The sequence below is a fragment of the Acinetobacter sp. TYF_19 genome (genome assembly GCF_043105125.1).
GTDB lineage: Bacteria > Pseudomonadota > Gammaproteobacteria > Pseudomonadales > Moraxellaceae > Acinetobacter > Acinetobacter johnsonii.
In genome coordinates, this window is record NZ_JBICLH010000064.1 from 1 (window position 1) to 13,275 (window position 13,275).

The 13,275-nt window shown below is 41.0% G+C and carries 14 protein-coding genes and 1 rRNA gene; 9 read left to right on the forward strand and 6 right to left on the reverse strand.

The genetic code is table 11. The annotated features are described in order from the left end of the window. The 4 genes from ACF8FD_RS09230 to def all read right to left on the reverse strand — a co-directional run. Window positions 1–88 (reverse strand): 16S ribosomal RNA (locus ACF8FD_RS09230); the annotation flags it as partial. Between the two features lie 712 nt (window positions 89–800). Beyond that, window positions 801–2,846 carry a TonB-dependent copper receptor gene (locus tag ACF8FD_RS09235; protein ID WP_279679254.1) on the reverse strand — a complete coding sequence of 682 codons (2,046 nt, stop codon included), beginning with the start codon at window positions 2,844–2,846 and terminating at the stop codon, window positions 801–803. A gap of 72 nt (window positions 2,847–2,918) precedes the next feature. Then, window positions 2,919–3,356 carry a DUF2946 family protein gene (locus ACF8FD_RS09240; RefSeq protein ID WP_058868690.1) on the reverse strand — a complete coding sequence of 146 codons (438 nt, stop codon included), beginning with the start codon at window positions 3,354–3,356 and terminating at the stop codon, window positions 2,919–2,921. 90 nt (window positions 3,357–3,446) lie between these two features. Further along, window positions 3,447–3,980, reverse strand: coding sequence for a peptide deformylase (def, locus tag ACF8FD_RS09245; RefSeq protein WP_004684452.1), 534 nt, complete (start codon window positions 3,978–3,980; stop codon window positions 3,447–3,449). 120 nt (window positions 3,981–4,100) lie between these two features. Here def and ACF8FD_RS09250 point away from each other — a divergent pair, with 120 nt between their 5' ends. The 3 genes from ACF8FD_RS09250 to ACF8FD_RS09260 are packed head-to-tail and all read left to right on the forward strand — an operon-like array spanning window position 4,101 to window position 7,026. Then, entirely contained in the window at window positions 4,101–5,255 is a 1,155-nt protein-coding gene (locus ACF8FD_RS09250; protein WP_392453331.1) for a LysM peptidoglycan-binding domain-containing protein, read from the forward strand. Between the two features lie 22 nt (window positions 5,256–5,277). Beyond that, window positions 5,278–6,411: a DNA-processing protein DprA gene (dprA, locus tag ACF8FD_RS09255; protein WP_392453332.1), complete on the forward strand. Its 1,134-nt coding sequence runs from the start codon at window positions 5,278–5,280 to the stop codon at window positions 6,409–6,411. A gap of 45 nt (window positions 6,412–6,456) precedes the next feature. Next, window positions 6,457–7,026, forward strand: coding sequence for an L-threonylcarbamoyladenylate synthase (locus ACF8FD_RS09260; RefSeq protein ID WP_151837061.1), 570 nt, complete (start codon window positions 6,457–6,459; stop codon window positions 7,024–7,026). A gap of 399 nt (window positions 7,027–7,425) precedes the next feature. Here the strand turns inward: ACF8FD_RS09260 and ACF8FD_RS09265 are convergent, their stop codons facing one another. Then, window positions 7,426–8,346, reverse strand: a complete 921-nt coding sequence (locus tag ACF8FD_RS09265) for a DMT family transporter (RefSeq protein ID WP_151837062.1) — start codon at window positions 8,344–8,346, stop codon at window positions 7,426–7,428. Between the two features lie 335 nt (window positions 8,347–8,681). Here ACF8FD_RS09265 and ACF8FD_RS09270 point away from each other — a divergent pair, with 335 nt between their 5' ends. The 6 genes from ACF8FD_RS09270 (at window position 8,682) to ACF8FD_RS09295 (ending at window position 12,753) form a co-directional block, all read left to right on the forward strand. Then, window positions 8,682–9,236: a hypothetical protein gene (locus ACF8FD_RS09270; protein ID WP_087013940.1), complete on the forward strand. Its 555-nt coding sequence runs from the start codon at window positions 8,682–8,684 to the stop codon at window positions 9,234–9,236. Between the two features lie 123 nt (window positions 9,237–9,359). Beyond that, window positions 9,360–9,905 (forward strand): glutathione peroxidase, encoded by a 546-nt coding sequence (locus ACF8FD_RS09275; RefSeq protein WP_392453333.1) that lies wholly within the window; start codon window positions 9,360–9,362, stop codon window positions 9,903–9,905. A gap of 198 nt (window positions 9,906–10,103) precedes the next feature. After that, the gene (locus ACF8FD_RS09280) at window positions 10,104–10,478 is read left to right on the forward strand and encodes an RcnB family protein (protein WP_262470864.1); all 375 of its coding nucleotides are present in this window, start codon (window positions 10,104–10,106) and stop codon (window positions 10,476–10,478) included. A gap of 133 nt (window positions 10,479–10,611) precedes the next feature. Beyond that, window positions 10,612–11,202, forward strand: coding sequence for a hypothetical protein (locus ACF8FD_RS09285; protein ID WP_234304205.1), 591 nt, complete (start codon window positions 10,612–10,614; stop codon window positions 11,200–11,202). A 90-nt stretch (window positions 11,203–11,292) separates the two neighbouring features. After that, window positions 11,293–11,736 carry an AAA family ATPase gene (locus ACF8FD_RS09290; RefSeq protein WP_279737461.1) on the forward strand — a complete coding sequence of 148 codons (444 nt, stop codon included), beginning with the start codon at window positions 11,293–11,295 and terminating at the stop codon, window positions 11,734–11,736. A gap of 81 nt (window positions 11,737–11,817) precedes the next feature. Next, window positions 11,818–12,753 (forward strand): hypothetical protein, encoded by a 936-nt coding sequence (locus tag ACF8FD_RS09295; RefSeq protein WP_348928842.1) that lies wholly within the window; start codon window positions 11,818–11,820, stop codon window positions 12,751–12,753. A gap of 31 nt (window positions 12,754–12,784) precedes the next feature. Here the strand turns inward: ACF8FD_RS09295 and ACF8FD_RS09300 are convergent, their stop codons facing one another. Further along, window positions 12,785–13,105: a hypothetical protein gene (locus ACF8FD_RS09300; RefSeq protein ID WP_151837067.1), complete on the reverse strand. Its 321-nt coding sequence runs from the start codon at window positions 13,103–13,105 to the stop codon at window positions 12,785–12,787. Between the last annotated feature and the right edge of the window lie 170 nt (window positions 13,106–13,275).

Consider the following 13,275-nt stretch of genomic DNA (forward strand, 5'->3'; position numbering starts at 1 on the left):
GGTAGCAAGCTACCCTTCCCCGCTCGACTTGCATGTGTTAAGCCTGCCGCCAGCGTTCAATCTGAGCCATGATCAAACTCTTCAGTTAAAAATCATTAGTAGCTTATGGCTACAAATCTTGGCTCATCAATTTTCTGACAAATATTTCTCAAATAAACTTCGAGTAATTTTTACCATCAATCAATGAAATATTTTCGATCGATCAATCAGTAAAAATCCACACAAGTTGTTCTTCATAATCTCTTAATGATCTTCTTACTGATTCGTCATCAGCAAGCTAGGTCGGCTATACTACTCTCTTTCAAGAAGAAGTCAACTGGTTTTGTTAATTATTTTTAAACTTATTCAAGACTTCCAGATTCCACCGCTTGGGCTAAATCTTTGTTTCTTAACAAGTTTTAATCAACATCACCGCCGATGGATGTGCATTCTACAGCATTTCCAAACCAACACAACCCCCTTTACTCAATAAATATTCTGCATGTTTATTTTTCAAACTCATAAAATTATAAGTATCTGTTATTTATATAAAATATTTTTTAATAAATTTATCTACTTCCTAGTTAGCGCCTTAAACCGCTCCATCACATTCGGACAAATTAAACTTAATACATTGTTTTAATTAATTTAAATAAAAATAAATCAAAATAATATTTAAATATTTTATCTAAATAGCTGTTTCTTTCTACTTTTTATGGTGAATATCCACTCACAATGCTGTTTTCTCAGTCAACTTCTATCTTAGAACCAAAAACAGCCATTCTATTTCTAAAATGGCTGTTTTCGATAATCACATATATTTAGAACTTCATACTGATACGCGCCCAATAATTACGTCCAATATTATTGAATTGTTCTGTTGCAGCATAACCAAAACCTGAACTTCCAAGTTTATTCAAATGCTCGGCATAGTTTTTATTCAGCACATTATCTATTCCGACTGAAAGGTCTAGATCTTTTTGGATATTATAAGTCCCATTTAAAGACAGAGTTCCAAAACCTTTACTGTCTTCTAAATCGTATCCAATGATATTACCTTCTCGATAGCTGGTACGATCTTGTGCTGCCACCACACGCCATAACAAACCGAGATTATACTTCTCTTGCACATAGCGTAGATTGAAACGTCCTTCTAATGGTGCAATTTGCGGTAAAGCGGTGTGATCCGTCGTATTTTCACCCCATGCATACATGGCACTGATGTCCGCTTGAATTTGATCCGTCAACTGGTAAGCCACACCTGCTTCAGCACCTGCAATGGTTGCATCGACATTTCGGCTTTTGGCTTCCAACCGCCCCATTGAGCCTGTCGGAGTATATGCCACTAATATATAGTCTTGAATCAAACCTGCATAAACTGAAGCCCAAGATTTAAATGCACCCTGTTCATATTGATAGCCTGCATCAAACTGCGCGGTTTTTTCATTCTCTAAATCAGCAAAGGTCGTACCTGTACTTTGATGGTATTTGGTACTAAATAATTCCCAATAATCAGGCACACGCTCTACATAACCCAAACCTGCGTAAGTTTTAACATGTTCCGCAAGTTCACTTTCAATTCGAACAAAACCACTTGGCAGGGTTTCTTTACGTTCTGTATCAGTAGCTAAGTTATCGATCTTCGCTTGATCGACGCGTGCACCTGTCACCAGTTTATGCTGATCATTGAATGCATAACTCAGTTCACCGAAAGCCCCATAAGACTCAAATTCCATATTGGTTTTAAAGGGAGAATTCATACTCGGCATTGCATACATAATCATATTGCCGCCATGCTTATTGCGCTGTGAGTCTATTCCTGTCATCAGGCTGACTTTGTCCCATTCAGAAGTCATTGCAGCACGCGCATTCAAAGTACGGCGCGTTACTTCCATTTCCATCTTATTCGGCACAGCTATCTGCATACCATGCATCGTCATGGTCATTGTCGGTGGCGTTCTTAAGCGAAAATTATCCATGACATGATCGTTATAGCTATAGTCCACTTGCGCTTCGACTTTTTTGATCACCTCACTAATGTTTTTCTTTTCAACATGTAAACCCAGACTTTCGCGAGCAAACTTAGAACCATCCATACTACGTCCAGCATAGACTGCCTCACCATCACTCTTCCCACCTTTCAGCTCTATCCATGTGTCCTCATTCGGAGTCCAACCCAACGCGAGATCTGCATTCCACTTTTCCCAATCGGACGGAACCGTATTGCCAGCTCCATCTTGATAGCTATCTGCAATCGAACGGTTGGCATTTAAACGTGCGTATTTCGTTTCATCACCAACGGCGGCTTCAACATTCTGATCCAAACGACCATAAGAACCAAGCATGACACTGGCTTGCCCACGATAAGGTTTCGCCGAAGTGAGCTGTTCAGGCTCACGTTCAAAAATAACGGTTGCGGCTGAACCCGTATGCGCATATTGAACAGTTTGTGGCCCTTTCACGACTGTGATTTTGTCATAGCTTTCAGGAGAAACATAAGAAGCAGGATTATCCATACGGCTTGGGCATGCGCCTAAATTTTCCGTACCATCTGTGAGGATTTTAATACGTGAGCCAAACATACCACGGAAGGTGACATCACCATTCGCCCCGCCATTTTTGATTTGGTTAAAACCCACAATACTTTGTAGGTAGGCTGCACCATCAACCGCAGGAATTGGCTGAGTGGGTTGCTTAGGGTCAGCATGTACAATCAGACCATGGGCATCATTACCCTGCTGAGCCGTCACCACGATAGGCGCTAAAATGTGTGCGCTGTCTGCTTCAGCGGCAAATACTACGCTTGAAAAACAAGCAAGAGAAATCGCAGCCGCAAGAGGCTGTAAAAAGAATGTAGGCTGAGCCATTTTTATTCTCACTGAATCTATAAATACAACTAGGCTAGAGTCCGTTAAGACCCGAAAAAAATATGTCTAGGTTTATGCAAACAGTGGCGGTGCACGCCCTTGAGGCAGTAAGAAGAGTTGTTGCAGTGCAAACCAAACATGCGCAAAGGCTTTTTGGAATGCAATTAAACGGACTTGAATACGGTCAAGTACCGCTTTTAACTCTAAATCAGGCGGCAACACGAGATTGCCATATACCGTACAGTATTGGCATTGATGACTTGCATCATGATGATTATGTTCGGCAGGTTGTGAACTGAGTTCATGCTGAGCCTGCATTTCATGATGATGTGTGGAATGCTTTTCAGCATGAGAACTGAGATGTTCAACTGGTTTGAGTAAAAGCGCACGCGAAATGGTTTCACAGACCGGCGCAATTTGATATTGCGTCGGTAGTAAAGGCTGTAAAAAAACAGCAATCTGTAAAAACACGGCTACACAAGAGAGTAGCAACGCAGCTCTAAAAAACAATCCATTCCATCCGAATTGAGAACGCGGCCAGTATAACAAAGCCCAATCGAAATTGGGCTCACTTTAAAGATGATTTTTAAGCAAAAAAACTTAACCGCGTTTTACAGCCACTTTGTCTTTTTGGCGCTGACGGGTCAATTTTTCCACTTTTTCACGTGCACGTTGACGCTTCAGTGGTGACAAATAGTCGACGAACAATTTGCCATTTAAGTGATCCATTTCATGTTGAATGCAAACAGCGAGAAGTTCGTCAGCTTCGATCTCAAATGCTTGACCTTCAAGGTTAATTGCTTCGATCTTTACGCGTGACGGGCGCTCAACTTTGTCGTATATTTGGGGAACTGATAGGCAGCCTTCTTCATAGGGCTGCGTTTCTTCAGTCAATGGGGTAACTTTGGGGTTAATGAATACCAAAGGTTGATCTTTATGTTCAGATAAGTCCATGACAATCAACTGAATATGGCGATCAACTTGTGTCGCGGCAAGTCCAATGCCTGGCGCTTCATACATGGTTTCAAACATATCTGCAGCCAGCTGACGAATTTCATCAGTAACTTCTTCGACGGGTTCTGCAATGGTACGAAGACGGGGATCAGGAAAACTTAAAATAGGTAATAAGGCCATACTGCGTCCTCAATTATGCCATTGATCAAAAAACCAAATGAAGGGAATGCTTGATCAAAAAAATGTGTGTAATATCGTTATTATAACGCAACTACATACATAATTTTAGGAATTATGATAATGAAAAAGGTTTTTATGGGCATGCCATCTTTTAGTGCCTTGGGGTTTAAGCAACACATGTTAGCACTTGCTGTTTGCGTAAGTGTTGGCGCTGGCGTCACTTCAACAGCTCAAGCTGCACCTACACGAAATTACAATCCTCCTGCTTTAAAAGCCAATGCACCAAATGTTTACGTGGTGAAAAAAGGCGATACCCTTTGGGATATTTCTAAACGTTTCCTAAACAATCCTGTGCGTTGGCCTGAAATTTGGGCCAGCAATAGACACGTCAAAAATCCGCATTGGATTTTCCCAGGTGACCGTTTATTGATGTGTACTCATGAAGGCCGTCCAATTATTGGTAAAGATGAAGGTGATGGCTGTGAAGGGATTATTCGTCGTTATACAGGCGGCACTAAACTTCAACCTCAAGCACGCGTTGAGTCTTTAAACAATGCCATTCCTGTCATTCCACTGGAATACATTAAAAACTGGCTTGAACACAGCACTATTCTTTCAGAGGAATCTTTGGAAGGTACACCGTATATCGTTGGCGCTGCCGATCAGCGTGTCATTGCAGGTAAAGGGCAAACCGTTTATGCACGTGGCCAAGGCATTGAAGTCGGTCAACGCTACGCGATTTACCGTGAAGGCGAACCGTACATTGTGACGGATGCAGAGGGCAAAAAACAAAATCTAGGTCTAGAATTGACTCAGGTTGGCTCAGCCATTGCCATTCGTGGTGAAAATGACATGTCCACTTTAGAAATCACAGATTCGTATAATTCTGAAGTACGTCGTGGTTATCGCGTACTGCCTGAATACGATGCCATGCTTCCAACCTTGTTCTACCCAACACATGCACAAGATGTGACTAGGGGTGGACAAGTGATTCGTGTTCAAGGTTCGATTGGTCTAGCTGCGAAGCATTCAGTTGTAACCATTGACCGTGGCACAGTGGATGGCGTTCAATCGGGTTATGTGTTCTCGGTTAGTCAAAAGGGTCAAGAAATTCGTGATCCAAAAACCAATGAAAAACTGACCCTTCCAACGGAGCGTATCGGTAATATCATGGTATTTAAAACCTTTGACCGTGTCAGCTATGCTTATGTGCTCGACAGCGAACTACCAATGAACTTGGGCGCGAAAATTTCTCCCTCTGTAGTGGATAAATAATCCGTTGCCTTAAGGTGTATATATGCTGAACTCTTTATCACATGAACAGATTGCAACAATCACCCTGTGGTATTTAGTTCAGCATTCTTTATCGAGCTTTCAAAAGCTACAGCAGCATTTTGGCACAAGCACAAAAGCTGTTGCTGCCTCCAATCTTCAGATCTGGCCAAATCTCGGCTTACACAAAAGTCATCTACAACGTGTCATAGAAATTCAAACACCTGCCGGCCAAACCAAATTACAAACTTTACTACAGGACGTCCAAGCTAGTTGTGATTTTATTTTGCTTGATAGTGAAAGTCATTATCCCTCGCAGTTGCTGCCCTATTCTGACCGGCCACCAATTTTATTTGGTCAGGGTAATCCACAAAGCCTATTACAACCTCAAGTTGCTATCGTCGGCAGTCGAAAACCCAGTCCATACGGCAAACAAGTGGCTTATGACTTTGCCTATTACCTCGCCGAAAAGGGCTTTTATATTTGCAGTGGTTTAGCTGAAGGTATTGATGAAGCGGCACATCAGGGTGGCTTAAAACATCAACGCACTATTGCGGTGATGGGCACGGGCTTAGATCTCACTTACCCCTCCCAACATCAAACACTGCGTAAGCAAATATTAGAGAATAATGGCTGTATTATTAGTGAATTTTTACCACATACACCGCCTTTACAGCATAATTTTCCACGGCGCAACCGCATCGTCAGTGCATTGAGTTTAGGCGTCGTGGTTGCAGAAGCCGCACTCAAAAGTGGCTCTCTTGGCACAGCCAAATCTGCTGCTGAACAAGGGAAAACCATTTTTGCGATTCCCGGTCATATTTATAGTGAACACCATCAAGGTTGTCATCAACTAATCCGAGAAGGGGCCATTTTGGTCGATCATCCTGAGCAAATCATTGAAGACCTGGCACTCCCCACTCAATGGCATAGCCAATCCCAGTCACAAGAAAATACACCAAGCATTAGTATTGATATCCCATCTAATTTACTCGAACTTTATAATCAACTGGATTGGGTGGGACAAAATATGGATCAACTTAATTTCAAACTTAACACCGATATTGCCACACTCACTAGCCAGTTAATGGAACTGGAGATTTTGGGGCTCGCACAACAACAGGCTGGCAATTATCTGCGTTGCCGTTCCAGCCAATAAGGTTCACAATAACCCTTTATGAACCAATAAAAGGTACAAAGTGTAATGATTACCACCTCTGTGACTGAAGCGGCGCAATGTTTAAAACAAGGTCAAGTTTTAGCATATCCAACAGAAGCAGTATGGGGTTTAGGCTGTGATCCGTATAACGAACAGGCCTTTCTAGATATTTTGCAGATTAAGCAACGCCCGATTGAAAAAGGGGTAATTTTACTGGCTGGGCAAATTGCTCAAGTTGAACCGCTTTTAGAACATTTAGATCCCCACATCCGTCAACAAGTGATCGAGAGTTGGAGTGATCGCAGTCCATCAGAACGCGCAACCACGTGGTTACTACCAGCGAATGAACACATTCCGACATGGATTAAAGGCAATCATCCTAAAGTTGCTGTACGGGTAACCACACATCCGATTTGTGTGGCGCTTTGCAATGCCTTTCAAGGCTTTATTGTTTCCACCAGTGCCAACCCCGCTGGATTATCACCTGCCCGTTCACTACAAGATGCTAACCAATACTTTGCGCAACAGGTCAATTATCTGAATGGCGATCTAGGCTTGAGCCAAGAACCGAGTCGCATACTCGATGCCGAAACTGGCGCAGTGATTCGTGCTTAAAAGCGTGCTCTTTCTCAGGATTTTTACTGAAAAATAGACAAAAAAAAGCTCAGCCATATAGGGATGGCTGAGCATAAAAAAGGATGTGTAATCACATCCAGAGGGTCTGAAAACTGATGAGCAAACACTTAATACCCGTTTTGACATTGGCCTAAGTTTGCAATGCGCGTATTATGTAGCAAATTGCTTTTCTAAACAAATAGATTTTTTATATTAAAAACAGCATTAAAACGCTGATTAATGGAGATAATTAAATTATAATTCAAATTATCTACCTATTTTTAATCAGCTTTTGCATACATTAAATACATTCATCATCTAAAATAGCATTAATAAATTAACTTATTAATGAATTATTCTATTAAAAAAAGAATTTAAATGATCGTTTTTTAACCAAAATCAATCCATCGAGTTTGCTAAAGGTGCCGTTTTTAACGCTGTTTTACGCTGTGCCAGTAAAATACCACAGATAATGACCACACCACCGACTGTATGATAAACCGTCCACGCCTCTTTCAACCAGACATAGGCAATCACTGCGGTAAACACAGGCATCAAGTTCATGAAAATACTGGTTCGATTCGGCCCTAAATGGGTAATGGCCAACATCCATAGTAAAGGGGCAACTAAGGAAGGGAAAATGCTGGCATACATAACACTTGCCGCATTTTGACTATTGATTAAATCGAGACCGAAATAGGCAATAAAAGGTAAATGGTAAAGCAGTGCAAAAAAGATCTGCACATAGAGGCTCAACATCAAGGGAATTTGCCATTGCCACTTTTTCAAAAATACCCCATAAAAAGCATAGAAGAATACCGCAACCACCATCAGGACATCACCCAAATGCCCACCCGATTGAACTAGCCCTGCAAGATTGCCCTGCCCAATGATATAAACCAAACCTGCAAAAGATAAAATACTCCCGATCATCGCAAAACGATTTGGAATATCTTTTAAAATCAGCAGAGAAACAAAAATGGTAAAGATCGGAATAAAGGCATTAATCAGTCCCATATTGGTCGCAGTCGTATAGTGCGCAGCGGTATAGGCTAAGCCCTGATACAACACCAGACCAAATGCACTTAGCACTGCCAACTGACCCAAATGCGCTCGGATTAATGCCCACTGCCGACATAAAGGTCGCACGACAAAAGGTGTTAACAGAATGAAGGCAAAGAACCACCGATAAAAACTAATACTGACTGGCGAAATGAAATCTGCTACATAACGCGTAACGACAATATTGATCGACCAAATGAGTACGGCAATGATAGGGAGACTCAAAGCCCAATACATACGTTGTGGTGTGGTACTCATTCTTTTTCCCGTTTAGCTTTTGTTTGCAAAATTTAAATGAATGGTAAAACATTTTTATGATTTATTCGAATATCAATTGGGTATCACACATAATTGATACATTTATCTTAAAATATAAAATTCATAAAAAACATAATATTAAGATAATATAAAACTATACATTTCAATAAATTGATGCATTTCAGCAGCTTCACTCTACAAAAACACCATAGAACAATGTCAACGATCTCTGCATCGTATTGATGCTGTTCTAGCGAACGTATTTTTTAATTGATTGGTCATTGCTCTTAGACTCTGGCCTACAAAAACATATTTCCCGATAGAAGGATGTCGTTATGAAAAAGTTACTTTTAACCACAGTTTGTATGGCCACACTTACTTTGGCTGCGTGCGAAAAAAAAGGAACTGAGCCAGCCGTTGAACAAACGACGTCTGCATCTGAAGCGACCTCAACCGAAGCAACCACTATCGTTGCTAATCACAGCAATAACAATATTGCCGATATTCAAGCCGATTTGTTAGCCGTACAAACGCTATCGAATGCCAAAGCTCAAGAAGCCGCCGCATTTCAAAAAGAAGTGAGTGCAACCTTAGAGAAAAAGGATCCCGCTCAAATTAAAAATATGGTTGAAAAAACAGAAACCTATGTGAAGCAATTTAATGATGAATTAGATGCCTTAACCTTAAAAAGTGCTGAAGTAGATGCCTTACGTGAAAAAATGCAGGACGCCAATGATCTGGGTGTCGAGCTCACCAAAGAAAGTACAAAAACAACGCCAGATAGCGCGAAAATCACCGAACTTCAAAACAAAGCCACTGAATTGCAGAAATCGATCATTGCTGACGTAACGGCTTTGGAAGCGAAAGTCAAAGCGGCTCCAGCGTCTTAATGACCTCCCTACCCTTTAAAGCAAGCCTTGGCTTGCTTTTTTGTTGCGATCAATCCACAAATGGGCGTGACTTTGTCGAACGCTTCCAACACAATAAAATGCACATCGTATAAGGACACGCAAATGAGCACTTCGATTTATAATATTCCAGTCAAATCCATTCAGGGCGAAGACATCAACTTAAACCAATACCAAGGTAAAGTTCTCTTGGTGGTGAATGTGGCATCTAAATGTGGCCTCACACCGCAGTACGAAGGCTTAGAAAAACTCTATCAAGACAAAAAATCACAGGGTTTAGAGATTCTAGGTTTTCCTGCCAACAATTTCTTGGCACAAGAACCGGGTTCAGATGCTGAAATTCAAGAATTCTGCTCTTTAAACTATCAAGTGGATTTCCCGCTTTTTTCAAAAATCTCGGTTGCTGGGGATGATAAGCATCCGTTATATGAAACGCTCACCCAATCGGTGCCTGAACGCATTGGTGAAGGCCCTTGGTGGAAAGACTTGGTGGACTATGGTTTAACACCGAACGAACCACCTGAAGTGCTGTGGAACTTTGAGAAATTCTTAATCAATAAAAATGGCGAAGTGGTTGCGCGTTTTGCACCAGACATTACGGCCAATGATCCGCGTATTGTCGATGCCATCAATGCTGAATTGGCCAAATAAGCCGGAAGCTGTTTATAAGCAGTCGAATTTAACGGCTGCTTATATTTTATTCTTTTAAATGAGTAATGACACTCGAATCGGTTCGATCTTCATGATTTCTTCTTTATTTTTATGATTTTACAACACTTCATTCACGATCAATCAAACACTTCACTCTATGATGCATCTATCCGCTCAAGACAACCAAAAGTGAAGCTCATGAAAACCTTTATAAAAGCAGCTATTTTATCTATCTCAACCGCATTGATTGCCCTTCCTGCACTAGCAGCACCACAAGAACAACATCAGCAACATCAAACCGCTCAGTCACATGGACATGCGCAACAGCACACATCGAATGGACATCAACAGCCAACTCAAGCCACTGTAAAGAAAGCCAAGCGTCCATCTCAAGATTGGAAAGCAGGTCAAAAACTCCCAAACGCTTACCATAGCAATGCCTATAAAGTAGATCACCAAAAATACAAAAAACTCAGCAAACCTGGTAAAAACCAACAGTGGATTAAAGTGAATGGCGACTATGTACTGACAGACATTCGCAATCATTCCATTATTAAAATCATTGCTGGATAAACTACTGTAAATGAAGAGTGCTCAGGCACTCTTTTTTATTTTAAAAAGTTTTGTAATGACTTTGAAACCCAGCATTTTATCTACACATTTTGCCCTTATATTAAAAAACACATAGCCCAATATTGATTTGATGATGAAAAAGCTTTTACAAAACTTAGTTCTTCCTTTTGCACTGTTTAGTTCAGGCATCCTACTCATTGGCTGTGAGCAAGCAACAGAGCCGAATCAGCAAGACATCCAGACTGAGTCATCTGAGCAACACCAATCAGCGAATACACAAAGCCCTGAAAAAGCTGAACTGAAAAGTGGCAACATGCTCTATATCGTGCGTGATGTTGCAGATATGCAATTAAAAGCAGGCGAATATGTCACTCAGCTGCAAGAAACCCAAAGTGACTTGCAGTCCGCAATTGAACAGCACGATCAGCAACAGTTGCAACACGCCGCGACAGCTTTACAACAACAGCTCACAGGTTTCAATAATGCCTTGAATAGTCTGAATCTTAAAACCCAAGAAATCAATGATATCCGTGAAAAATTACTGTCTGCCAACCAACAAGTCTTAGCTTCACCTTTTTTAAATGGACAGGTGGATTTTAGCCAAGTCGACTTTAAAAAGATGCAACAGCAAATGGGCACGATCCAATCTGAAATGTTGAAACTGGCTGCAATGATGATTCCTCAGCAAGCTGAGAATGATAGTTCAAACACAAACCAATCTTAAAACATGTAAATAGTGGTGCTTTCAACAATAGAGTAGGAGAAAATGACTGCAACCATTTTCTCCTAATTTGATTGAGGCACGATTTCACACATGCAGCTGATTATTTTTATGGGTATCCAAGCTTCGGGAAAATCGAGCTATTATCTGCTGAATTTGGCACATAGCCATTTGCGCATCAACCTCGATATGCTGAAAACACGGCATCGTGAAAAAATCATTTTTGAAGCAGGACTGGCCTCAAAAACCAAAATGGTGGTTGATAATACCAATCCTACGCCAGCCGATCGTGCCCGTTATATTGCCAGTGCTCAGACCGCAGGCTTTGAAATTGTTGGCTACCTCTTTGAGACTGAGCTTAAAAGTGCGCTGCAACGCAACCGCCTACGTGAAGGCAAAGCCCGTATTCCTGAAGTCGGAATCAGAGCCACCGCCCAAAAATTTGAACCTCCACACTATGCTGAAGGCTTTGATACACTGTATAAAGTTCGTATTCTCGGGCAAGGTGAATTTTCAATTTCGCCCATACCGATTTGAAGCGTTAATGAAAAAACTTTAACTATTTCTCATTTTTAAGCTACTATGTACAAATAAGAAACACAGAAAAACATTTTTATAATGAAAAAAGTCATTCTTGTGATCGCCTGTTTAGCAATCATCATCTTTGGCGGGATGCACTTTTTAATGCCTGAAAAAACCACGCCACACTTAACCCAGTTTTTTTCTAAAGAGCATAAAGAAGTTCAACGTATTCAGGACTGGCTCAAATACAAACAACAGCAGAGGTTACTTTTAGTCGATGTTGCAAGCCCTGTCAGCCCCAAACAACAAGGCGCTTATGCTGAATACATCAAACAAAAAATTGAGCTCAACCAGCAAAATATTCAACGCCTTCGGCTCACTCGCTATCAAAGCAAAGCGTTTAAAGAGCTACAACAGCTCGAAATTCATGCGCTAGAACAATGGAATACCTTATTCCAAACGCATATTGTAGATGCCTTCATTGAACAACAACATTTCACTGAAATTCCAGCCGAAGAATACCAACAATTTGATGCTGAAGCGCGCTATGCCTTACAAAAGCAAGAAGTTTTGGTTCTCGAACACTTACAACAATTGCTGCAACACAACAGCCCATATCTGTCTGACATCGATCATAGCCTACTCAGCGATTGGCTTTATTACCAACTGATGCAACATGAAATTCATCCCGTTATCTCTGAATGGTTGGAAGTCGAAACAGATATGCCTCGACGAAGCCGTCAAGATGCAATGCAAGACTTAAGAATTTATAAACGGTTTAACCCAAACACTGATGAATATAAGTACATCATGTCACTCGAAACACAGCTTTGGCATGCCGAACATCCATCTTCAAATTTGCTTGCACAACCATCCAATACCATGTCCAATTCGGATATCGAAATCGACCCAGAGATTGTGATTCCTGAAGATGAACCTCAAGTTGAGCAAATCAAAAAGTTGATTGAGACTCAACACAATAGCGTTAGCCGCATGATGTTCAGCCAATTGCGTCAAAGCTTTTTGCAATAAATTTAAAATAATGCTTTGAGCTCACACCTCATCAAAACGAAGACTGTTCCTGAGTTTTGCTCTGTGCTAACCAATCTTTAAAGGCCTTTTGCATAGCGTGACGCTCATATGGCTTGGCTAAACGTGCTTCCATCATTGAGAAATCACCTTTGTAAGCTGCCTCAATCATGGCTTTGGTCAGCTCCTGAATGCTCGCGCGACCCCGATGTTCATATTGTAATATTTCTTCTGAAGTCAGCACCAAGTCCCAACACGACACCACTGAGCTCATATCGACTGCAATACTCAGATAATAATGCTCAAAATCTTGGTAAAGTTCCCAAAAGTGGGATTCATGCGCAATCAGGTTCATCTTCATCTTCGCTTACAGAGAAGCGTTTAAAATATAACTTCTGTTGAATAAAAGATATGCAACTTTAGATAGCTATGTCCTTGCTTAACGAAATATATCAAGCATAGGAGCATTGATTCAGATGAATTTTAAAAATTGTGTATTCAAAATATTTTACAAACCAGCGTACA

Bases quoted from the DNA above. Each gene is read 5' to 3' on its own strand.
- ACF8FD_RS09235 (WP_279679254.1), bottom strand. From the start codon at position 2,846: ATGGCTCAGCCTACATTCTTTTTACAGCCTCTTGCGGCTGCGATTTCT.
- def (WP_004684452.1), bottom strand. From the start codon at position 3,980: ATGGCCTTATTACCTATTTTAAGTTTTCCTGATCCCCGTCTTCGTACC.
- ACF8FD_RS09250 (WP_392453331.1), top strand. From the start codon at position 4,101: ATGAAAAAGGTTTTTATGGGCATGCCATCTTTTAGTGCCTTGGGGTTT.
- dprA (WP_392453332.1), top strand. From the start codon at position 5,278: ATGCTGAACTCTTTATCACATGAACAGATTGCAACAATCACCCTGTGG.
- ACF8FD_RS09260 (WP_151837061.1), top strand. From the start codon at position 6,457: ATGATTACCACCTCTGTGACTGAAGCGGCGCAATGTTTAAAACAAGGT.
- ACF8FD_RS09265 (WP_151837062.1), bottom strand. From the start codon at position 8,346: ATGAGTACCACACCACAACGTATGTATTGGGCTTTGAGTCTCCCTATC.
- ACF8FD_RS09270 (WP_087013940.1), top strand. From the start codon at position 8,682: ATGAAAAAGTTACTTTTAACCACAGTTTGTATGGCCACACTTACTTTG.
- ACF8FD_RS09275 (WP_392453333.1), top strand. From the start codon at position 9,360: ATGAGCACTTCGATTTATAATATTCCAGTCAAATCCATTCAGGGCGAA.
- ACF8FD_RS09280 (WP_262470864.1), top strand. From the start codon at position 10,104: ATGAAAACCTTTATAAAAGCAGCTATTTTATCTATCTCAACCGCATTG.
- ACF8FD_RS09285 (WP_234304205.1), top strand. From the start codon at position 10,612: ATGAAAAAGCTTTTACAAAACTTAGTTCTTCCTTTTGCACTGTTTAGT.
- ACF8FD_RS09290 (WP_279737461.1), top strand. From the start codon at position 11,293: ATGCAGCTGATTATTTTTATGGGTATCCAAGCTTCGGGAAAATCGAGC.
- ACF8FD_RS09295 (WP_348928842.1), top strand. From the start codon at position 11,818: ATGAAAAAAGTCATTCTTGTGATCGCCTGTTTAGCAATCATCATCTTT.
- ACF8FD_RS09300 (WP_151837067.1), bottom strand. From the start codon at position 13,105: ATGAACCTGATTGCGCATGAATCCCACTTTTGGGAACTTTACCAAGAT.